This is a genomic window from Streptomyces humi (assembly GCF_001005085.2).
Classification (GTDB): Bacteria; Actinomycetota; Actinomycetes; order Streptomycetales; family Streptomycetaceae; genus Streptomyces; species Streptomyces humi.
The window spans coordinates 47090-67287 of sequence record NZ_LBMU02000022.1; the positions used below are offsets into that span (position 1 = coordinate 47090).

19 protein-coding genes are annotated in these 20198 nt (G+C 69.7%); 5 read left to right on the forward strand and 14 right to left on the reverse strand.

The annotated features are described in order from the left end of the window. Nucleotides 1-71: 71 nt before the first annotated feature. The 3 genes from AAW13_RS08815 to AAW13_RS08825 all read right to left on the reverse strand — a co-directional run bounded on the left by AAW13_RS08815 (nucleotide 72) and on the right by AAW13_RS08825 (nucleotide 2672). Nucleotides 72-668 (reverse strand): GPP34 family phosphoprotein, encoded by a 597-nt coding sequence (locus tag AAW13_RS08815; RefSeq protein WP_046730230.1) that lies wholly within the window; start codon nucleotides 666-668, stop codon nucleotides 72-74. After that, the gene (locus tag AAW13_RS08820) at nucleotides 665-2128 is read right to left on the reverse strand and encodes a dihydrolipoyl dehydrogenase family protein (protein WP_046730231.1); all 1464 of its coding nucleotides are present in this window, start codon (nucleotides 2126-2128) and stop codon (nucleotides 665-667) included. The genes AAW13_RS08815 and AAW13_RS08820 overlap by 4 nt, the downstream gene beginning before the upstream one ends. Before the next feature lie 97 nt (nucleotides 2129-2225). Further along, nucleotides 2226-2672, reverse strand: coding sequence for a VOC family protein (locus tag AAW13_RS08825; RefSeq protein WP_046730232.1), 447 nt, complete (start codon nucleotides 2670-2672; stop codon nucleotides 2226-2228). Nucleotides 2673-3080: 408 nt separating this feature from the next. Here AAW13_RS08825 and AAW13_RS08830 point away from each other — a divergent pair, with 408 nt between their 5' ends. Continuing rightward, a complete protein-coding gene (locus AAW13_RS08830; protein WP_046730233.1) occupies nucleotides 3081-3944 on the forward strand; it encodes an SGNH/GDSL hydrolase family protein in 864 nt (287 codons plus the stop codon). A gap of 120 nt (nucleotides 3945-4064) precedes the next feature. Here AAW13_RS08830 and AAW13_RS08835 read toward each other — a convergent pair whose 3' ends face one another. The 6 genes from AAW13_RS08835 to AAW13_RS08860 form a co-directional block, all read right to left on the reverse strand. Further along, nucleotides 4065-4262: a hypothetical protein gene (locus tag AAW13_RS08835; protein WP_143144992.1), complete on the reverse strand. Its 198-nt coding sequence runs from the start codon at nucleotides 4260-4262 to the stop codon at nucleotides 4065-4067. 121 nt (nucleotides 4263-4383) lie between these two features. Next, entirely contained in the window at nucleotides 4384-4812 is a 429-nt protein-coding gene (locus AAW13_RS08840) for an Ohr family peroxiredoxin (protein ID WP_046730235.1), read from the reverse strand. A gap of 661 nt (nucleotides 4813-5473) precedes the next feature. Beyond that, nucleotides 5474-5785, reverse strand: coding sequence for a replication initiation protein, RepL2 (locus AAW13_RS08845; protein WP_046730236.1), 312 nt, complete (start codon nucleotides 5783-5785; stop codon nucleotides 5474-5476). Next, a complete protein-coding gene (locus AAW13_RS08850; RefSeq protein ID WP_046730237.1) occupies nucleotides 5782-6234 on the reverse strand; it encodes a MarR family transcriptional regulator in 453 nt (150 codons plus the stop codon). Before AAW13_RS08850 ends, AAW13_RS08845 begins: the two co-directional genes overlap by 4 nt. A 682-nt stretch (nucleotides 6235-6916) precedes the next feature. Continuing rightward, complete coding sequence (locus tag AAW13_RS08855; RefSeq protein WP_046730238.1) at nucleotides 6917-8092, reverse strand: ParB/RepB/Spo0J family partition protein; 1176 nt, start codon at nucleotides 8090-8092, stop codon at nucleotides 6917-6919. Next, nucleotides 8089-9354, reverse strand: a complete 1266-nt coding sequence (locus AAW13_RS08860) for an AAA family ATPase (RefSeq protein WP_046730239.1) — start codon at nucleotides 9352-9354, stop codon at nucleotides 8089-8091. The genes AAW13_RS08855 and AAW13_RS08860 overlap by 4 nt, the downstream gene beginning before the upstream one ends. Before the next feature lie 339 nt (nucleotides 9355-9693). Between AAW13_RS08860 and AAW13_RS08865 the strand changes: the two genes are divergently transcribed. Beyond that, on the forward strand, nucleotides 9694-10320 hold the full coding sequence (locus AAW13_RS08865) for a nucleotidyltransferase family protein (protein WP_046730240.1): 627 nt from the start codon (nucleotides 9694-9696) through the stop codon (nucleotides 10318-10320). An 858-nt stretch (nucleotides 10321-11178) separates the two neighbouring features. On the opposite strand, the gene AAW13_RS45835 is transcribed toward AAW13_RS08865, so the two are convergent. Continuing rightward, nucleotides 11179-11349 (reverse strand): hypothetical protein, encoded by a 171-nt coding sequence (locus tag AAW13_RS45835; RefSeq protein ID WP_167391697.1) that lies wholly within the window; start codon nucleotides 11347-11349, stop codon nucleotides 11179-11181. An 803-nt stretch (nucleotides 11350-12152) separates the two neighbouring features. Between AAW13_RS45835 and AAW13_RS08875 the strand changes: the two genes are divergently transcribed. The 3 genes from AAW13_RS08875 to AAW13_RS08885 all read left to right on the forward strand — a co-directional run bounded on the left by AAW13_RS08875 (nucleotide 12153) and on the right by AAW13_RS08885 (nucleotide 15404). Continuing rightward, nucleotides 12153-13259, forward strand: a complete 1107-nt coding sequence (locus AAW13_RS08875; protein WP_079178756.1) for a bifunctional DNA primase/polymerase — start codon at nucleotides 12153-12155, stop codon at nucleotides 13257-13259. Then, nucleotides 13256-14821: a DNA primase family protein gene (locus tag AAW13_RS08880; RefSeq protein WP_046730242.1), complete on the forward strand. Its 1566-nt coding sequence runs from the start codon at nucleotides 13256-13258 to the stop codon at nucleotides 14819-14821. The genes AAW13_RS08875 and AAW13_RS08880 overlap by 4 nt, the downstream gene beginning before the upstream one ends. 202 nt (nucleotides 14822-15023) lie before the next feature. Beyond that, nucleotides 15024-15404 (forward strand): DUF6009 family protein, encoded by a 381-nt coding sequence (locus tag AAW13_RS08885; RefSeq protein WP_046730243.1) that lies wholly within the window; start codon nucleotides 15024-15026, stop codon nucleotides 15402-15404. Between the two features lie 163 nt (nucleotides 15405-15567). Here AAW13_RS08885 and AAW13_RS08890 read toward each other — a convergent pair whose 3' ends face one another. From AAW13_RS08890 to AAW13_RS08905, 4 genes are all read right to left on the reverse strand, one after another. Then, entirely contained in the window at nucleotides 15568-16488 is a 921-nt protein-coding gene (locus AAW13_RS08890; protein ID WP_046730244.1) for an alpha/beta fold hydrolase, read from the reverse strand. A gap of 116 nt (nucleotides 16489-16604) precedes the next feature. Beyond that, on the reverse strand, nucleotides 16605-17555 hold the full coding sequence (locus AAW13_RS08895) for an RNA polymerase sigma factor (RefSeq protein WP_046730245.1): 951 nt from the start codon (nucleotides 17553-17555) through the stop codon (nucleotides 16605-16607). Nucleotides 17556-17747: 192 nt separating this feature from the next. Beyond that, the gene (locus tag AAW13_RS08900; RefSeq protein WP_046730246.1) at nucleotides 17748-18311 is read right to left on the reverse strand and encodes a CGNR zinc finger domain-containing protein; all 564 of its coding nucleotides are present in this window, start codon (nucleotides 18309-18311) and stop codon (nucleotides 17748-17750) included. A 197-nt stretch (nucleotides 18312-18508) separates the two neighbouring features. Next, entirely contained in the window at nucleotides 18509-20140 is a 1632-nt protein-coding gene (locus AAW13_RS08905) for an ABC-F family ATP-binding cassette domain-containing protein (protein ID WP_046730247.1), read from the reverse strand. Nucleotides 20141-20198 lie beyond the last annotated feature (58 nt).

Consider the following 20198-nt stretch of genomic DNA (forward strand, 5'->3'; position numbering starts at 1 on the left):
CCTGTCCGGCGGCCGGTGTTCAAGCTGTACGGCAGGTGTCCCCCAGCGACGGGTCCGGCGCGACAGGCGCCCTAGGCCCGCCATATGTTGTCGAAGGCGGCGTGTTCGGCGTCCCGGCGCAGCCGGGCCGCCTCGAGTTCCGTCACCGCGTTCCCGACGGCGGCCAGTACCGTCGTGACCGCCTCCCCCAACTCCGCGGTACTCGCGGGCGGATCGCCCGCGTCCAGAGCTGCCGTCAGGGCGGCGAGGACGGGCTCGCCCGTGGCCAGGCGGTGCTCGGCACGGCGGCGCTGCGGCGTGTCGGCGGGCACTGTCCCGGCGCCCCGCACCGACAGCCAGAGGCGCCGGGAACGGACGAAGAACCCGGTCCGCGTCAGGTCCTCGACGTAGGCGGCGCTGAGTTCGGCCCCGCGGCGCCACAGCCAGTCCCCCACCGTCTCGTACGGCTCGCGCCGGACCAGCGCGGCCACCGCCTCGTCCAGCAGCGGATCGCCGGTCGCCGTACGCCCGCCCGGCACCATGCGCTCACCGTCCAGGGTCAACGCCCCGCTCTCCAGGAGGTCGACGGTCTCGGCTCCGGCCAGCGCCAGGGACAGATCGCCCTGTTCCACGGTCCGTCCGAGCGGCCGGCCCAGGACCACGAGCGCGAGGTCGCGTGCGGTGCTCATGAGTCCCGCCTCGTCTCCAGCAGGCGCAGCCACACCTCGCTGATGGTGGGGAAGGCGGGGACGGCGTGCCACAGCCGCTCGACGGGCACCTCGCCGGTGATGGCGACGGTGGCCGAGTACAGCAGTTCGCCGACGCCCGGTCCGACGAAGGTCGCGCCGACGACGACCTGACGGTCCGGGTCGATCAGGATCCGGGCCCGGCCGCGGTAGTCGGGGCGGTACTGGAGGGCACCCGCGAGATGCCCGATCTCGTGGTCGACGACCTCGACGGCGCGGCCGGTGCGTTCGGCCTCGGCGGTGGTCAGCCCCACGGAGGCGACCTCGGGGTCGGTGAAGACGACCCCGGGGACGGCCTCGGCGTCGGCCGTCGTGCTGTGCCGGGCCCAGCGGCCGGTGTCGAGTTCCTCGCCACGGGCGCGGGCGGCGATGACAGCACCGGCGACCCTGGCCTGGTACTTCCCCTGATGGGTGAAGAGTGCCCGGTGGTTGACGTCACCGACGGCGTACAGCCACTCTCCCGGTACGGCGGTGACGGTCAGGGTGTCGTCGGTGGTGAGCCACTCCCCCGGGGTGAGTCCGACGGTGTCGAGCCCGACGTCCCCGGAGTTGGGCGCCCGGCCGGTGGCGAACAGGATCTCGTCGGCGACGAGTTCACCGCCGTCCGACAGGGTGATCAGGACCTCGCCGTCCCGGCCCGCACCGTCGGCTTCCTCGCGTGCGCGGCGCACCGCGACGACCTCGGTGCCGAACCGTACGTCGGCGCCGGCCTCGCGCAGGCGCTCCGTGACGAGTTCACCGGCGAAGGGTTCGAGGCGGGGCAGCAGGCCGTCCCCGCGGGCGAGCAGGGTCACCTGACTGCCCAGGGCCTGCCAGGCGGTGGCCATCTCGACGCCCACCACTCCGGCCCCGACGACCACCAGGCGCCGGGGTGCCTGCTGGGCGCTGGTCGCCTCCCGGCTGGTCCAGGGCCGCACGGTGTCGATCCCGGGCAGGCCGGGCAGGGCCGCGCGGCTGCCGGTGCAGACGGCGACGGCGTGCCGGGCACGCAGCCGCACCGTGTCGCCCTCGGGGGTCCGTACGGTGACCTCGCGCTCCCCCACGAGCCGTCCGTGCCCGCGCAGCAGCTCGATGCCGGCCGACCTGAGCCACGCGACCTGGCCGTCGTCCTTCCAGTCGGCGGACATCCGGTCGCGGTGCGCCAGGACCGCCTTCGTGTCCAACGGGCCGCTCAGGGCCGGGGCGAGACCGGGCACGTGCAGGGCGTCGGCGCGGAGCAGGGCGGGCCGCAGCAGTGCCTTGCTGGGTTCGCAGGCCCAGTAGGAGCATTCGCCGCCGACCAGTTCGCTCTCCACGATGACGGTGCTCAGGCCTGCGGCGGTGGTGCGGTCCGCCACGTTCTCGCCGACCGGCCCCGCGCCGATCACGATGACGTCGTAGGTGCGGGTGTCGTCGGTCGTCATGTGTCCTCCGGTGGATGGGGTCCGGCCGGGCGGCCGGGCGGCGGTCCGAGGGGCGCCGGTGGCGGGGCGGGTGTCGTGGCTGACGGGACGCGGAGGCTCAGCGGCCGGGGGCGCGCTCGGTGACCTCCTGGAGGAACCACTCGTTGCCGTCGGCGTCCTTGAAGGCCGCGAAGGTGCCGTAGCTGGCGCGCTCGGGGTGGGCGCCCGGCACCCGGTGGGTACCGCCCGCGTGGTGGAAGGCGCCGGTCTCGTCGCGGAACGGTCCGTCGACCCGCACGCCGCGGGACTCCAGTTCCTCCTGCGCCTTGACGATGTCGGTGACGGTCAGCTGGAGACCGTGCAGCGTGCCGGGCTCCTGCCCGGTGAGGCCCTGCCCGAAGATGACCGAGCACTCGGAGCCGGGCGGGGTCACCTGCACGATCCGGTAGCCGTCGTTGATCGGGAAGTCGGCGTCGAGGCGCCAGCCGAGCCGCTCCACGTAGAAGCCCTTGGCGCGGTCCACGTCGGACACCGGCAGGATGACGACTTCGAGCTTCATGTCCATGGCAATGCTCTCGCTTTCGATGTTCCGTTCGCCCATGGCGAGTTCGCTTACGGCTGGCTCGCTCACGGCTGGTTCTTTTGCGGCTGCTCCGGTCACGGCTGGTCCGGTCACGGCTGGTCCGGTCACGGCTGGTCCGGTCACGGCCAGGTCGCTACGGTCCGTGGCACAGCCTCCGTCGCGGGTCACATGTCCCGCATCAGTCACCTGACGGTGTGTTCCGACGGGGCTCGGATCCCCCGTGCCTTAAGCAGATGTCGCTGATTCGTTACCGGTGCCCTCGGCACCTGGTCGCCCTCAGATACGTGTGAAGGTTGGGTGCCCGCCCTGAGGCGGGGCCCTCAACCGCACACGGAAGGACAGATCTTGAGGAAACTGTTTCCCACCTCCCGCGCCGGACGCGCACTTACGGTGGGTGCCGCACTCCTCTCCGCCGGTGCCGCCCTCGCACCGGCCGGAACGGCTGCGGCGAGCACGACCACGACGGGCGGCCGGGTGGACTACGTCGCCCTCGGCGACTCGTACGCCTCCGCGCCGCTCGTGCCCACCCAGGTCGACGCGACCTGTCTGCGTTCCAGCCAGAACTACCCCTCGCTGGTGGCGCGGTCGCAGGGTGCGACGCTGACGGACGTCAGCTGCTCGGGTGCCACCACCGCGGACATGGGGGCCTCGGGGACCGCCGGTGTGCCGGCCCAGCTCGACGCCCTCAGCCGGGGAACCGACCTGGTCACCGTCACCATCGGCGGCAACGACATCGGCTTCTCGACCGTGCTGGGCACCTGCGCCCAGCTCACGTCCACCGACCCGACCGGCACCCCCTGCCGGACCCACTTCACGGGCACCGGGACGGACCAGATCTCGGACGCCATCGGCCAGACCGCGCCCAAGGTCGCCAAGGTGCTGCGTGCCGTCCACCACCGCGCGCCGCACGCAGAGGTCGTGGTCGTCGGTTACCCCGACCTCTTCCCCGACGACGGCGTGGGCTGCACCAGCAAGACCGTGCCGCTGGCCATGGGCGACTTCGCCTGGGTCCGCGACAAGGAGAAGGAACTCAACGCGATGCTGGCCCGCCAGGCCCGCAGGAGCGGGGCTCGGTACGTGAACACGTACACGCCGACGATCGGTCACGACCTGTGCAAGCCGACCGGCGAGCGCTGGATCGAGACCTTCGCGCCCGAGACGCCGGCCGCTCCGGTGCACCCCAACGCCACGGGTGAGAGCGCGATGGCCACCGCCGTCGAGAGCACCCTCGTCCGGCGCACCTGGCACCACTGACCTCACCCGCCGGGCGGGGCCGAGCGGGGCTGATGCCCCGGGCCGGTCCGGCACGATCCCGTGCTGGACCGGCCTTTTCGCGCTCCGTCCACTTCGCGCACCGAGTGCGGGGGTCGGGTCTCAGCGAAAGCTGGACGCCCCCGGGCCGTACCCCGAGAACAGCACGCTCTCCGTCCAGTTCCACACCTGGGCGTCGATGGGCAGGTCCCGCTGGGCGATGCGCCCGGTCTCCCGGGGCGGCTGTCCGCCGGAACCGACGAAGGCACCTTTGAGGAGGAAGCCGAGGCGGTCGGCGTTCCGTGGGCGGGTGTGCGTCATGAAGGCCATGTCCTGCCCTCGCTCTCCGATGGACGGTGTGGAATGGACGGTGTGGGTGTGACAGAGGGGGCGGGCCCCGTGGGGAGTGTGGGAGAGACACGGGACCCGCGGTCGGGAGAGGTCAGGCAGCGGCGCCGGCGTTGATGACGACCGGGATGTTGTCGCGCGTGGCCTTGGAGTAGGGGCAGATCTGGTGCGCGGCGTGCGCCAGTTCCTCCGCGGTGGCCTGGTCCACGCCGCCGAGCACGGGGCTGAGGACCGCGGAGAGCGAGAACTCGCCGTCGTCGCCGTGGGTCAGGGTGATCTCGGCCGTGATGGTGGTGCTGGTCAGCCGCACCTTGCGGAGGCTGGCGGCGCGGCGGAGGGCGCCGAGGAAGCAGGCGGCCCAGCCGGCCGCGAGCAGCTGCTCGGGGTTGGTCGCGGTACCGGCGCCGCCGAGTTCCTTCGGAAGAGCCAGGCCGGTCTCCAGCAGGCCGTCGGAAGAACGGGCATGGCCGCCGTTCCGGCCTTCTCCGTCGACTTCGACAACGGCGGTGTAGCTGACTGCCATGGCTGTGCTCCCCATCAGGATCGAATGGTCTCTGGCCGCCTCCGACCGGAACACCAACGTGTCACCGGTTGAGGCGGTGACGTAATCATGGCAGCGACGTTCGTCACCCGTCAAGGGGGTGACATTCCCGTTCTACGGTAACGGGGGTCCGGAGGGCGAGGTGTGAGCAGAAGCACATGTGGCGCGCGAGCCGCGCCGCCGCACACGTGTCTATTCTGGTCCTCGAGCACGGAACACATGTGTGTCACACCGGCGCGACATGGGCCTGATGTGGTGCGGATGCGCTCCGCACGGTGACGCGGTGTCCGCCGTGCCCGCGCCGAGTCGGCGCTGCGGCAGAGGACCGCGCGCGAGCTGGAAAGGGACCGAAGGGACCGGAAACAGAGAACGTCGTCCGCATCTGAGCGCTCGTAGAGCGTCCGGAAGCTCGCCGACGGCCCGATGCGGGCGAAGCGGCTTCCGGGAGAATCGCTCTGAGCGAAGAATCGAACTGTTCGAATCAGTTACGGATATCGACGCGTTCGCCCGTTTCATGACCGCGAAGACCGGTCCCCGCGGAAGAGCAGCCCCTGGCACGGACATTGCCGGGAGGGCAGACAGGACGTCCTACGGGTCGCCCCTCATGTACGTCAGGTCAATGAGGGGCGACCCGTAGGACGTTTCAGGTGGCGCGTCGGAGCGGCACGACGACCCGCTCCCCCAGTCGTCCGGGAGTCAGCCGGTAGTACCTGATGTGCCCGATCTTCTCGGACTCCTCCAGCCAGCCAAGCCCGATGACCTGCTTCCGGGTCCTGGAGAAGACCGGCGGCGCCATGCCGACCAGCTTGGCCAACTGAGCCGCCGTCTCCAGAACGGCACCTGAACGGTCAGTCGGGTGCAGGGCGTAGAGCATGACGACGAGACGCTGATTGGCGGTCATGCCGGCCGTGGCCTCCAGCAGCCTCAGATTCTGCTGCTTGTCGTCACTGGTCACTTTGCCTCCCACCGTGCTGGGGTGTTCTCGTCAAAGCCCGGGATGTCCGGCGGATTACATGCTTTCACCGCTTCACGCTGTTCCAAGCCTGTTCCATGAAACGCGATGTAGGGGCTGATCCGATAGAGGTTGTAATTCCCGATACGTCCGCGGACGACCAGGATCCGGTGCTTGGTCAGCTTCCTGTTGACCTTCCCCACGGCATCGGTCGACATGCCCACGCGCTTGGCGATGTCGGCTCCCGTGGCCCGCAGGGGCTCCATCCCCTCCGGCGAGACACCGATCCACCAGAGCACCAGGAACTTCTGACTGGGCGTGAAGGCCTTGGACTCCGTGATGGCCTCGACCCGGGCCTTGTCCACCTGGGTGTGCCTGCCGGAGAAGGCATACGGCGCATAGGGGACCGGCTCACCGGTGTCGGCGTCGACCAGTCTGCGTACTGCTCCCAACAGGCCCTCCGTGCATGGTCGTTGCCGCACTGTTCCTTGGGGGACGGCTGTCGAACCGGTTGAACCGCCTTGATGAACCTAACGTACATGAGCAGGAAGTCAATCAACTCCGCCTACAGGACGTGTCGCGTGCCTCCAGGAGCAGGGGCGGCCCGGTACGGCGTCGGTCTCCGAGGCGGGGTCACCGGAGGCGGAGAAATGAACGTGACGTCAATCTACCGCTGTCGTAGAACAGCGGTACCCAGTTCCTGTGGACTGACCACCGCTGCCACAGGAACTGCCTGGCAGTTCTGAGGAACTGGGTCCCGACCCCTGTTTCCGCAGGTCAGACGGGTTTCTGCGAGGTCGCCCTCTCTTGATGTGAAACAGCGCCGTACCCGGCTTCCCCTTCTGCCTACAGGCCTACCTCTCTCCCACACTTCCCGCACCACAGAAAGCCAGCCACGACGTACCGGCATGGACGCACCCAGGCGCGCGTATGTCTCGCTCAGCCCCCCACCTGGCCCAGCCACGTCATCTGTTGGTGAACCCCGCACCCTGCCTGAGGCCGGAACGGGGCAGGTCCATGCAGGAGACGTCCGGCACGTGCGGAGAGACCCGGTCGACATGAGAAAACGCCTGCGGCCGACACGCGACAATGCTCGTGTCGGCCGCAGGCGCAGCAGCGATCAGTGCGAAGGGATCAACTCGTCGGCTGGGATCCGAGACGTTCGCTCTGGTGCTTGTTGAGAAGGCTCAGCATCTTGTCGAACTCGGTGTCGCTCATCTTCTTGATGAGGTGCATCGCGATGTACCAGCCGTCGTCGTACGGCAGCTGGCGTCCCCCTCGCGCCTGGGGGTCGGGCGCGGCGCTCTCCGCCCTCTCCGGTGCCTCGGTCTCGGCGGCGGAGGGACTGGAGGCTCCAGCCGCCGTAGCACGCTGAGGGGCGCGCGTCGCAGGGACCGACACTTCTGGCGGAGAGACCGGAGGCGGCACTGACGCCGAGGGCTGTTCGGATTCCAGTGCTTCCGTCAGGGACCGGGAGAGCACCGGTTCTCGCGACGCCGGCTCCTCCGGCGCTGCTTCCTGCGGCGCTGCTTCGTGCGGCACCGAATCCTGCGGCGGGGGCTCATGGGTTACAGGAGCGGGTACGGGGGCCCGCCGCTCCGCTTCCCTGCCCGCCCGTTCGGTCTTGAGCTCCTGGAGAGCTTCCTCCTGACGGTCATGCGGAAGCTTGGCGACGGAGCGCAGCAGCTCGACGGGCTCTTCTCCGACGGCGGCCTGGAGTTCGGGCGTCAGATTGAGCAGGGCAAGTCGCTGGGAGACCCAGCCCTGCGACTTGCGCAACCGCTTGGCGAGCTTGACCTGTGAGCCGTGGATGGCGAGAAGGCGTTGCAAGGCGCGCGCCTCGTCCAGAGGATCGAGATCATTACGGTGAATATTCGCGACCAGCGCGGATTCCAGGATCGCGTCGCCGTCACTCCCCTGCTCGTCGTCGACCATGACGTTGAGATGAGTGAGTCCCGCTTCCCGCGCGGCAGCCAGCCGGCTGCTGCCGTCGACGACGACATGGGTGGTGTCGGGTTCGAGATCGCCGGCCCGGTCCGGGTTGGCCTTGATGTAGGCATCACGGTTCATCACCGTGATGGCTGCCTTCTGACCGTGTTCCGCGAGACTGCCGGCGAGTTCGGTGAGATCGCCCATGCTGGTGCGCGGGTTCTCGGGGTTGGGGCTGATCCGCTTGACCGGCAGTCGAGTCGGAGGAGCCACTCCTTCGGTGGGGACGCCGGTGGCCGCGCCGATGGCGGTGCGCCGGGCGCTGACAGGCCGGGCACCTCCCCCGAAGCGCCCGGCTCCCAACTGGTCGGCCTTGCTCATGAGATCTCCCGGGCCAGTGCACGCATGGCTACAGCTTGCTGCGAGGAGGGCGCATAACTGAGCAGGGGCTGCTTCATGCGGACGGCCTCCTTCTGCTCCTTGAGGTCGCTGATGAGACCGACGACCTTCGGATCCTTTATGTCGACCCAGCCTTGGAGAGACGATGTGGCGATGTATCCGCGGCGGCTGTCGTAGAGGTTGACGACGATGCCCAGGTAGTCGATGTCCAGGGCGAGGTCGTTACGGAGATCCTCTATCTGGTTCGTCAGCAGGTCGTAGGCGTCCGCCGAACTGTCCTCGGCCTGAACGACGATGAGGGCTCCGGACTCTCCGGGAACTTCGCCGTCGCGTCGGCGGCCGTAGTAGGCGGCCGCGTCCATGCTGAGACCGAGGCTGGGCGGGCAGTCGACGATGATGACGTCGTAATCGGATTCGAGCGGCATCAGGGCCCGCTCAAGAGCACTCTCCCGAGCACGTACCGCTGACAGACGGACGTCGAGAAGGAAAGCGTCATGGCAGGCGGGCAGCAGGTGCAGTCGGCCACCGAAGTGTTCCTCGTCGACGGACACGATCAGGTCCCGCAGCTCGCCCTTGGTCTCGCCTGCCATGTGGTTGGTGAGGCTGTCGCCGTTCATCGGCAGAGGAGCGGCGCCCAGCTGGTTGGTGAGGTGACACTGCGGGTCGAAGTCGACCAGGAGGACGCGCAGGCCGTGGCCGGGCAGCTTCTCCACACTGAGCGGGTCGTTGTCGCTCTCGGCTGAGTCCGGCTGGTCCTCGCTGTCGCGCAGTGCCGTCGCCAGAGCCTTGGCCACGCGCACGGGGAAGAGCCGGGTGGAGTCCTCCGACAACGCCTCCCCCACGCCTGCGGTGATGGCGGTCTTGCCCACGCCACCCTTCTGGTTGCAGACGATGATGCGTCGGGGGATCTCCGAACGCTGGACGTCGGGGGCTGGGTGGGTGTCCAGCCAGAGCTGGACGGACTGGGCGAGTCCCTGGATGAGAGAGACGCGCCGGTCCTCGGCGATCCCGCGGAACTCCTCCCACTGGCCCGGGGGCAGGAAGGTGGAGAAGGACTCGGCCCCACCGGTGTCCACCGAGGCGGTGGCCGACGCCAGGTCGCACCAGGCGGCGATGCCCTGTTCGACGGCGGTCTGAATCTCGATGCCGAGTTGGGCGGTTCTGACCTTGAGGTTCTGCCGGAGCCATCCCGGCAGCTTGGACACGACCTTGACTCGGTCGTTCGAGGTGGCTGGCATACTCATGGCGCTACCTTACTAACGTCCAGTGCCATCTGTTGCACCGACACGTTAGTTAGTCCGCCCCGGTGTTGGCGAGAGGCCTCACAGACCTATTACGGCGTAATAGGTCCGGCGAGTTCGCTCCACTTGCGCGAGACCGTGAGACCTATTACGGCGTAATAGCCCTGTGCTGCCTCACCCTCCACCTGTTCGCACCCCGTATCAAGCACAAGTCCCGGGTGAGTCAGCGCCGGGTCGCATACGTCCTGGCCACTAACTGATCGTTTCAGAATGGGATCTATCAGGACAGCCTCGAAGACGGTACGCAGGCGCTGTTGGGCTGCGACGTGGTAGGCATGAGCGGTGATTGGTCGCCTCCCGCTTGACGAGCAGCTCGCAGCCCTGAAGTCCGTGCTGTCCCGCAACGAGGTGCTGGTGGAGGTTCTGAACCGCACGGCGCGATTCGGGCTGCCGGGCTGGTACCTGACGGCAGGCTGTCTGTTCCAGACCGTCTGGAACGTGGCCACGAACAGGCACCCCTCCAGCGGCATCAAGGACTACGACGTCTTCTACTTCGACAATCACGACCTGTCGTGGGAGGCGGAGGACGCTGTGATCAAGGCCGCCGACGCGGCCTTCGCCGGATTGCCGGCACAGGTCGAGGTCCGTAACGAGGCACGTGTCCACCTCTGGTACGAGCAGAAGTTCGGCGTCGCGTGCGCTCCCTACGCCTCCACCGAGGCTGCCATCGACAGCTTCGCTGCCACTACCTGCTGCTTGGGAGTTCGCCTGGAGCGGGATGGGCAGTGGCGCGTCTATGCACCGCACGGGCTCGCCGACGTGTTCAATCTCGTCGTCCGGCCCAATCCAGTGCTTGCTCCGCGCGCGGTATACGAGACAAAGACGGCTCGCTGGCGACAGCAGTGGCCCGAGCTGACCGTGCTCGACTGGCCTTCGAAGGCCACCACCTTGACGCCTGCCTCAACCTGATGCGCGCAGTCGACGCAGACAGACGATGTCGCAGGCGAGTTGCAGCAGACCGACATGAAGGTCGGCACGCCGTTCGTAGCGGACACGGAGTCGCGTCCAGCAGTCGGCAGGAACTGGGGGATGTCGTGGCGATGGCCGGCGTCGAGGGAAGACCGCGACGGACTCGTGGTGCCCTCGGTCTCCTGCCGATTCGTTCAGCGCCACTGGTTGGGCTGCGTCTCTTTCCAGTTTGGACAGCGCGCGCAGAGCCGCATCGAAGCAGCGGTCGAGGCTCGCCTTCTGCAACGGGGTTCGACAGTGGGGGAGCACCGCCTCGATCTCGTCCAGCCAGTAGTCGACGTCGTCATCGCTCCGTAGGAACTCCCGCTGTTCCAGGAGCCGGCTCACCACGGGCAGCAGAAGGGCAAGCTGCGGCACAGACTGTGAATCAGCATGGCGCAGCCACGGAGAGCGCTTGGACTGGGCTCCGGCCTATTACGGCGTAATAGGCCGGAGCCCAGAAGTGGGGGAGGGCCGGGCCCGGGCAGCAAGGTCAGGCTTCGGGGTGGACCAAGCACCTGAGCAGGGGCACGGCGTTCGTTGTGCGACACCGGTTGGAAGAAACGCGCGTCCACGTTCTCGACAGCGGCGATCGCGTGGGCCAGTTCTGCGCCGACGCTGGTGACACGCAGTTGTCTGGCACGGGTGTCGCCAGGGTCGATCTCACGCTCGATCAGACCTTCGGCTTCCAGCGCAGGGGAGAAGAACGAACTGAACGTGGGTGAGGTCTAGGGGGCAAGAGCGATGGCAATGTCACGTTGCCAACGGAGGGGGCGTGCCAGAGCAGGAAGCCGGGGCTCGCGCCGGGGACGAGGGCCATCAGTCCTGGGCCAGCTTGACCAAGGCGGCCATGGTCTCCGGCAAGGCGGCAGTGGCGGCCGGACGGATCTGCGGACCGAGTTCGTCGCCGTCGGGGGCTGTGATCTCCATCCGGTAGGTCACCCGCGTGCGTAGTTCATTGCCCTGGGAGAGCCGGGGCTGCCCCTGCACCTATTACGGCGTAATAGGTGCACGGCGTCGGCGCTCTTGCTCAAACAAGGCGGTCTTCCTGTCACCGAGGCGATCCCAGGCGGCAGAGTCCACGACACCAGGCGGAACGGCATTGCCCCGGTCGGGCGTAGGACTGGCACGCAGTGCTTGGCCGACAGCGGCGAGGCGGTCCGATCCTGTCGGCTGGAAGGGTTCGGGGACTGACAGGGGCTCAGGGACGGGACTGAAGGGACTGCGGTTCTTTGGTCCCTGGGCTTTGGTCCCTGATGTTTGTGCAGGTCAGAGGCTTTTCGGGGAGGGAAGTAGGGACCGTAGGGACTGAAATCGGCAATTATGACGTAGACAAGAGATGTATTCGTACGCGCGTGCGCATACAACCCACATGTTAAGTACAGCTCATAATTGCCGAGTTAAGTCCCTCCAGTCCCTGATCTGGGGACTGGCAGAGCGCTGACCTGCGATGATGAGGAAAGGGACTGAAGAGGGACTCTCAGTCCCAGACCCTTGGCTTCGGTCTCTGGACCCTTTCGGTCCCTCGGCGGACGGGGAAGCCCCCCCCCGGAGACATGACGCGCAGAGCGCCAAGACCCCTGTGCTCTTCGGTCCCTTCAGCCCCTAGGGTGGGGAGCGCCCCGGACGAGGGACCCAAGGGACCCAAGGAACTGATAGAAACGGCACGCGGGTCGGACGGACTCATTTTTCCGAAGGTGGGCCTTACACTCTTTTCGCATCAGAGTCCCTTCGGTCCCTGACGGCGGCAACCTCCCACGTCAGGTGTGTGAAGTGACCGGCAGACAGACGAGATGAGGACGATTCCCGTGCCCCGCGAAGGTGAGAGCTTCGACGGCAGTACCGCTGTCGTCCCCGGCTCGCCGAGCGTCGTCGCACGATGGTGTGCCGCCCAGGGCTGGCCGGTGCACCCGCTCGCCCCCGGCAGGAAGACCCCCGTCCGGAACTGCCCTCGTTGCCAGGCCGATCGGCACGACCCGGCCACATGCCCCTGTATCGCCGCAGGACGCCCTTGCCACGGCTTCCACGCCGCTACCACCGACCCGGCCCTGATCGCCCGCTGGTGGGCGTCCAGTCCCTTTCCAGGGGTGGGTGTGGCGTGCGGCCCCGCGGGACTCGTCGTCATCGACATCGACGCCCACCAGGCGCCCGTTCCGGACCGAGGGCAGTTGCTGCCGGGTATCCGCATTCCGGAGGGGGTCAGACTGGACGGGCTGGCCTCGGGTTTCGACACGTTGGCCCTCCTCGCGGCGTACCGGGGTCAGACCGCTCCCGCGGAGGACGAGCACACGTTGCGGGTGCGGACCCCGTCGGGAGGTCTGCATGTCTGGTACCGGAACCCTGACCCCTCTGTGCGGTACAGGTGTTCGACAGGTTCGGCCCGGCACACCGCGTTGGCCTGGCAGGTGGACGTACGTGCCCAGGGCGGTTACATCGTCGCCCCCGGAACCAGGACCCCTCAAGGGGTCTACCGTGCGGAGGGCACGGTCCGCCGGCCCGCCGTGCTCCCGGAGTGGCTCGGCAGCGAGCTACGGCGCACGGGACATGTGAGCGAGCCCCGGAAGACCGACGTCCCCGCCTCGGTCTCCCCGCTCACGGAGGCGCCCACCCGGCGGCGACCGGTCTTCGCCGAGCAGATCGTCGAGCCGTTGATCACACTTATCGCGGAGTGTGCCGCGGCGCCGGAGGGCACCGGCTTCACCGAGAAACTCAACCGGGCGGCATACACCGCCGGCGGCCTGGTGGGAGCCGGACACCTGGACCACGGGACCATTCGGGACCGACTCGTCCGTGTCGCCCACCATGCCCGCCCCTGGCAGCAGGCCCGGAATGAAAAGATCGTCGACGACGCCCTTGCCGTAGGGTCCGTCCGCCCTCTCCACCTCAAAGGACGTCCATGAGCAGCAGCGTCGAAGGCTCGCCGCGTTTTGATCCGCAGGCGGCCGCTCAGCAGATGCTCGACCTGGAGGCGGCGGAGCCGGCGGCTCCCGCGCCCAGGCTGCCCGCCCAGGGTTCCTTGAACACCTCCGGTACGTCCCCCGGACAGCCCCCCGGCGCCGGTTCCGGCTTTTCCGCCTCTCTGGTGCCGCCGTCCCTCTCGGACCGCGGCAACGCCCGGCTTTTCGTGCAGCTGTACCACGACCAGTTCCGGCACGTGGAGGGCCTGGGCTGGTTCGCCTGGGACGGCTACCGCTGGAAGCGCGCCGGAGGTGAGAAGGCCGCGCTGTGGGCGGCGGGGGAGATGGCCGAGGACATGCCGGTCGCCGATCCGCGCGGGGTCTTCGGCGCGCGGGAGTTGGTGCAGCACAAGCGGCGGACGCTGTCGACGACCGGGCTGAAGGCCCTCCTGACCCAGGCGAAGGCCTCACCGGACATCTCCGTGGACCCCGACAGGCTCGACGGCGACCCCTACGCCCTGTGCACCCCCGTGGGGGTGGTGGACCTGCACAGCGGGTATCTGCGCAAGGCCGACCCCACCCGTGACTTCCACTCCCGTGCCACCAGCGTCGCTCCCCAGGCCATGGAGACGCCCCGCTGGCACCGTTTCCTCGCCGACACCTTCGGGGACGACGACGAGGGCCGGGAGATGATCGACTTCCTGCATCTGCTGCTCGGGTACTCCATCACGGGAGACGTCGGAGCCCAGGTGCTGCCCTTTCTCCACGGTGAGGGCAAGAACGGCAAGTCCGTGCTGCTGGACATCATGATCCAGATCCTCGGTGACTACGCGGACGCGGCTCCACCGGGCTTCCTGATGGACCGTGGCGCGTTCTCGGAGCACTCCACCGAGCTCACCGAGCTGCACGGCCGGCGCCTCGTGGTGTGCAGCGAGCTGAAGCCGAACGACAAGTTCGACGAGGCACGCGTCCGGCTCCTGACCGGCGGTGACAAGATCAAGGCGCGCCGGATGCGCCAGGACTACTTCTCGTTCACCCCGACCCACCACCTCTGGCTGCTCGGCAACCACCGTCCCGAGGTCTCCACCGGTGGCTTCGCCTTCTGGCGGCGCATCCGCCTGCTGCCCTTCACCCGGACCGTCCCGGCCCACCGCAGGATCGACAACCTGGCTTTCGAACTCGTCCGCGACGAGGGGCCGGGCATCCTGCACTGGCTGATCGAGGGAGCCCGGCGCTATCTGCGCACCAGGGACCCGCTGGAGGGCCCCGACAGGGTCCGTATGGCCACCACGGCGTATGCCACCACCGAGGACCACATCGGCCGTTTCCTGGCCGAATGCTGCACCCGGGACGGCGACTCGGCGAAGGACCTGCGGGTCGAACAAGGGCTGCTCTACTCGGAGTACAGCTCCTGGTGCAACGCGGGGGAGGGGATCCGGCCGGCGACCCCCAGGGCCTTCGCCAACCGGGTCCGCCAGGAGGTGGGCGTGGCTTCGCCGAACGACATGATCAAGTCGAACGGGCGGAAGTACTACCCGGGAATCGCGCTGTTGGAGCACGCATGACGACTGTCGCGGGTCGGTCATCTGCCCCACGTGCCCTACACCGCCGTCGTCGTGCGCTCTACCATGGTGGGCAGGCCCCGCCCGCGGTGGCCCCGACGGAGCGGCCCGTCCCCGGGCGGCTAGCGGGCCGGAGCGACACGGACAGATGTCCGGCCATGCCCTCATGGCCGGGGAGCACGCCGACGAAGGAGGGGCTACAGCCATGAGTTCGCTGTTGACCGGGAGCGACCTCATCCACGAGGCAGAGGTGGTGTGGCTGGAGAACCCCGAGCGGCTGGACTACGTCCGTCAGGCACTGGACAAGACCAGGCGGCGCAACACCAAGCCGCCGTACGCGCGCGACGGGCGCATGGTGGGGTACGCGCTGCTCGACGAGGACGCCTCGCCGGACCCGGACAGCGGTCTGTACAAGCGCCGGGTGTTCTTCCTGCTTCCCCACGACCGGGACAGTCTTCCCGACGGCCTGTACCGCGAAGGGGCCCCGGGCGAGGCGGTCGACCCGCGCACGATCGCTCCGAAGCAGCCCGGGGCGAAGACCCCGCGGTCGCAGTCCGGCTCGGTGGCCATAGCGTCGGCGCCCTGACCCGCCCGCGCCCGGCGGTCGGCCCGGGCACTCCCTCGGGGCCGTGCACGGCCCCGTCCGGGCGCCGCGGGCCGACAGGCCCCCGTTACTAGGACGGGTCTGCTCCGCTGCCGGGTTCATGTGCGCCGGCCCACAGCGGGCCGACGCACGGGCCGGCCGACGGCTACTCGGCGCCCGCGCCGGGGCCGGTGGTCCGCAGGACGAAGTCGCGGACCGCGTCCGCGAACACCAGGGGCTCCTCGATGTGGCCGAGGTGCCCGCTGTTCTCCAGCATCAGCAGCTGCGAGTCGGGGATCAGCTCGTCCAGTTCGAGGCCCCATCGTGGCCCGCAGATCACATCGTGCCGGCCCACGACGACCAGCGCGGGCACCTGGAGGTCCTTCAGGCCTGCCCGGTCGTCGATGGTGTCGGGGGTGAGGTCCGCGTCCAGGCCCGAGATGTACGTGCCCTGGACGGAGTCCCGGAACGGGGCCAGGCGCTCCTCGTCGCCCCAGTAGTCGGCGAAGTACGAGGGCAGCACGCCGCGGGCGACCGCCACGGTCTGTTCGTCGCTGGAGATGGTGGACATCGCGCCGAAAGCGGCCAGCACGTCGGGCAGCCCGGGGTGGCCGGCGTGCTTGGCGACGAAGGCCTCCACCATCCGGCCGGCCTCGGCGCCGTGCTCGGGCCCGGTCACGGGCGCGCCCTCGTACAGCACGACGCCTGACAGCTGCTCCGCGCGGTGCAGGGCGTGGTAGGCGGCCACGAAAGCACCGTGGGAGTGCCCCAGCAGGTGGGTCCTGGAGACCCCGAGGTACTCGATCAGGGTCTGAAGGGACCGGCTGTAGCGCTCACGGGTGTAGCCGTGCGGGTGTGAGGGGAGGCGGCTGTCCTCGGCGGTGCCGATGGGCTCGACGTACACCATCGTCAGGTGCTCTTCGAGGTCCGGCATGCGCAGGTACTCCCAGACCAGGCCGGGCCCGCCGGAATGCGCCACGCACACCGGGCCGCTGCCGTGGACGTGGTAGCGCTGGAGGACCCCGTCCGCCCAGTAGGCGTGGGTGCCGGGGGACAGGGGGTCGGTGTCTTCGACGGAAGTGTTCATCGGGCTCTCCGAGAGGTCCGTAGGTGTCTGGAACACCGACAAGACGCTCCCGGGGCGGAGAAGTTGGATCGCTTCGGTATGACGTGGGTCACAAGGGTGGGCTGCGGGTCAGCCGGTCAGGGTGCGGCTGGGGGGCGCGCTGCGTGGTGGAGCGAGACCCGGTCGAAGCGGCCGCCGTTCAGGGAGATGATCCACGCGACGCCGGGCGGGCAGTGGTCGGGGTCGCCCGGCGGGTTGATCAGTTCCATCTCCCACACGACCAGGCTCCGGCCGGCCACCACGTGCAGCGGCCGCTGCCGCACGCCTGCCGCGAGGTCGCTCTCCATGCCCGCCAGCAGCAGCTCCGCCCCGCCGAGCCGCTCGCCGCCCGCCAGTAGCGTGACGCCGGGGGAGTAGCGGTCCTTGAGCACCTTGCCGAACTCGCCGCGCTCGGCGGCCGCGAGGGTCTCGTGTGCCTCGCGCCAGCTGTTCTCGGTACGCCGCACCGTGTCGTCGTGCGCCGTGGCGGCGGTCGCGGCGAGGGCCTGGGTGAGGGCCTCGCGAGCCTGGTTCAGCCGGCTCCGCACGGTGCGCACGGGGATGGCGCAGGCCTCGGCTATCTGCTGGTACGAGGTGATGCCGGTGGAGAAGTAACGCAGGACGAGCGGCAGGCGGACGGTGGGGGAGAGCGCTTCGACGGCCTCCCAGATCCAGTCCCGCAGCGCGTGCGTCTCCAGGACCTGTTCCGGTGTCGCGCCGTCCGACGGCAGCGGCAGCGACTCCACGGGCTCGACGCGGTGGGAGACGCGCAGTACGGTCCGGCAGTTGTTGCGTACGACCATGCGCAGCCAGGGACCGACGGCCTGGGGGTCGCGGACGTCCACGATCCGGCGCAGCGCCATTAGGGCCGCTTCCTGAAGGACGTCGTCCACGTCGGGACCGGGCCCCAGCAGGCTGAGCGCCACCGCGCGCATCCCCGGCCGGTGCCGCTCCAGCAATCGGGCCAGGGCCGACACGTCACCCGCCTGTGCCGCCAGGGTCAGCGCAGCGTCCTCGATCGGCCCGGCGTCCCCCGGCAGTACGCTCATACCTCGTCCTCCCGGCCGCATCACACGTGTTCGCTGATCGAGCCTAACCGTGGCGGCGGCGGGAGATCACCGAGCATGCACACCCGCATCCGTGACATGGCTCTCAGGCGTGTCGTCAGGTTCCGAGAAGGTGGGGCAGCGGGGTGTCGGGGCACCCCGCTGCCGTACGGCGGGCGGGCGGTGCGGGCGGGGTCAGTGGGCGGTGACGGCGGGTTCGGTCTTCTTGCGGGCGCGGTAGGCGGCGGCCTTGATCCTGTTGCCGCAGGACTCCATGCCGCACCACTGGCGCCGCATGCCCCGGGAGCGGTCGATGTAGACGCGCGTGCACTCGGGGTTGCCGCACTCCTTCATCAGGGGGACGTCCGGGCCGCTGAGCAGTTCGACGGCCTGCCGGGCGACGGTCGCCAGCGCCTGCGCGGGGGTCGCCTCGGTGAGCCGCCCGTTCTCGGTGAGCTGGGGCGTCACCGGCGTCCTGCGCGCGGCCGCGTTGACCGTGTCGAGCGCCTCCGGGTCGAAGCCCTCGCCGAGGCGGCGGTCGGTGACGAGCCGGTAGATCGCCTCGCGTACGGCGGTCGCCTCCCGGACGTCGTCCTCGTCCCCCGGCGTGATCGTGTCCACCAGGCCGGACTCCAGGTACCAGGCGTTCAGCCGCTCCGGCGTCACGAACATCTCGAACCGGGTCGAGCGCCGGGCCCGGAGCGTGGCCGCGAAGTCGAGAGCCGGATGGCCGCATACGAACACATGGTTAAGATTCACATCACCATTTTGACAGGTGACTCCTGCCGAAGCAAGGGCTCGTCACCGGTTCAGGCGGTACGCGGTCACGGGTGTGCACGGAATCGTACGGCAGCGGAGGCCGGCGCACGGCAGCGGAGAGCAGCGCACCACAGCAAAGGGCAGTGGAGGCGGTTCGCAGGGGGCAGGGCGTGGTCCCGGGTGGTTCCGGGCCCCCGTCAGGCGTCCCTTCCCGGTGTCAGCCGCAGTTCGCGGCCCTGCCACCGCCGGCGCAGCCAGCGGTCGTGGCTCGCCACGACGATCGCGCCGGGACCGGGGCCCAGCGCGGCCTCCAGTTCGTCGCACAGGGCGGGGGAGAGGTGGTTGGTCGGCTCGTCGAGCAGCAGGAGCCGGGGCGGGCGGGCCACCAGCAGGGCCAGCGCCAGGCGCCTGCGCTGCCCCACGGACAGCTGCCCGACCGGCTTGCCGAGATCCGCGTCGTGCAGCAGGCCGAGGGAACTCAGCGGCACCTTCTCGGCCCGCTGTGCTCCCAGCGCCAGCTCGTAGGTGTCCCGGACCGTACGGTCGGGCCGCTCGAACACGGTGTCCTGGGTGAGCAGGCCCACCGTCAGCCTCCGCTGCCGGTGCACCTCGCCCTCGGCGGTGAGACGCCCGGCGAGCACGGCGAGCAGCGTCGACTTGCCCGCCCCGTTGCCGCCCGTGACCAGCAGCCGGTCGGTCGGCGACACCTCCAGCGCGTCCAGCGCCAGCCGGCCGGGGACCCGTACCGCGTGCAGCGCCATCAGCGGCCGCGGGCCCTCCTCGGCGCGGGCCGCGAGTTCGCCGCCGGTGAAGCGCAGCGGCCTCGGCGGTGCGGCGACCCGGGTGCGCTCCAGCTCCGCCAGCCGCCGAGTGGCGTTGCGCACCCGCCGGGAGACCGAGCTCTGCACGCGGCCCGCACGGTGGCCGTAGCCCATCTTCTCGTTGTCGGTCCGGCCCCGGTCCGGTGCCACCCGGTGCGCGGTCACGCCCACCGACTCGCGCAGCGCCTCCAGTTCCTCCTGCTCCTCGGCGTACCGCCGCTCCCAGCGCGCTCGTTCGGCGCGCTTCCCGGTCAGGTAGGCGCTGTAGTCGCCGCCGTAGCGGACCGGTCCGTCCACCGCCGGGTCGAGGTCGACCAGGTCGGTGCAGACCGCGTCGAGGAACGCCCGGTCGTGGCCGGCGACGACCACGGTGCCGGGCAGGCCACGGACCTGCTCCTCCAGGAAGGCGGCGGCGTCGTCGTCCAGGTGGTTGGTCGGCTCGTCCAGGAGCAGTGCGGACGGCCGCCGTACCAGCAGGGCGGCCAGCGCGAGACGACCGCGCTGGCCACCGGAGAGCGAACCGAGGGCGCGGTCGGGCCCGAGGGCGCCCAGGCCCAGGCCGTCCAGGACCAGCGCGGCGCGGCGGTCGGCGTCCCAGGACTCCCGGTCCTGGGCCAGTTCGAGGCGGCGGCCGTAGGCGTCGAGGAGCTCCCGGTGGCCGGGGTCGTCCTCGGGGACGAGCGCCAGCCGCTCGCCGAGCCGGTCCAGTTCGGCGAGGTCCTCGCGGGCCTCCCGCAGGGCCTCGGCGAGCACCGCGGCGATGGTCGAGGCGGCGTCGAACGGCAGCTCCTGGTGCAGGAAACCGAGGTCGGCGGGGCGGGTGACGCTTCCCGCGTCGGGTTCGTCGACGCCGGCCAGCACCCGCAGCAGGGTGGACTTGCCGACGCCGTTCTCCCCGATCAGGCCGATGCGGTGGCCGGGGGAGGCGGTCAGGGAGACGCCGTCGAGGACGCGACGGCCGCCCAGGCTGCGGACGAGGCCATGGGCGAGCAGGGCGGGCTGGGGCACGGGGAACCGTCCAGGGTGATCGGTGGTCGGCCCGCCGGGCACGGGGCCTCGGACGCGG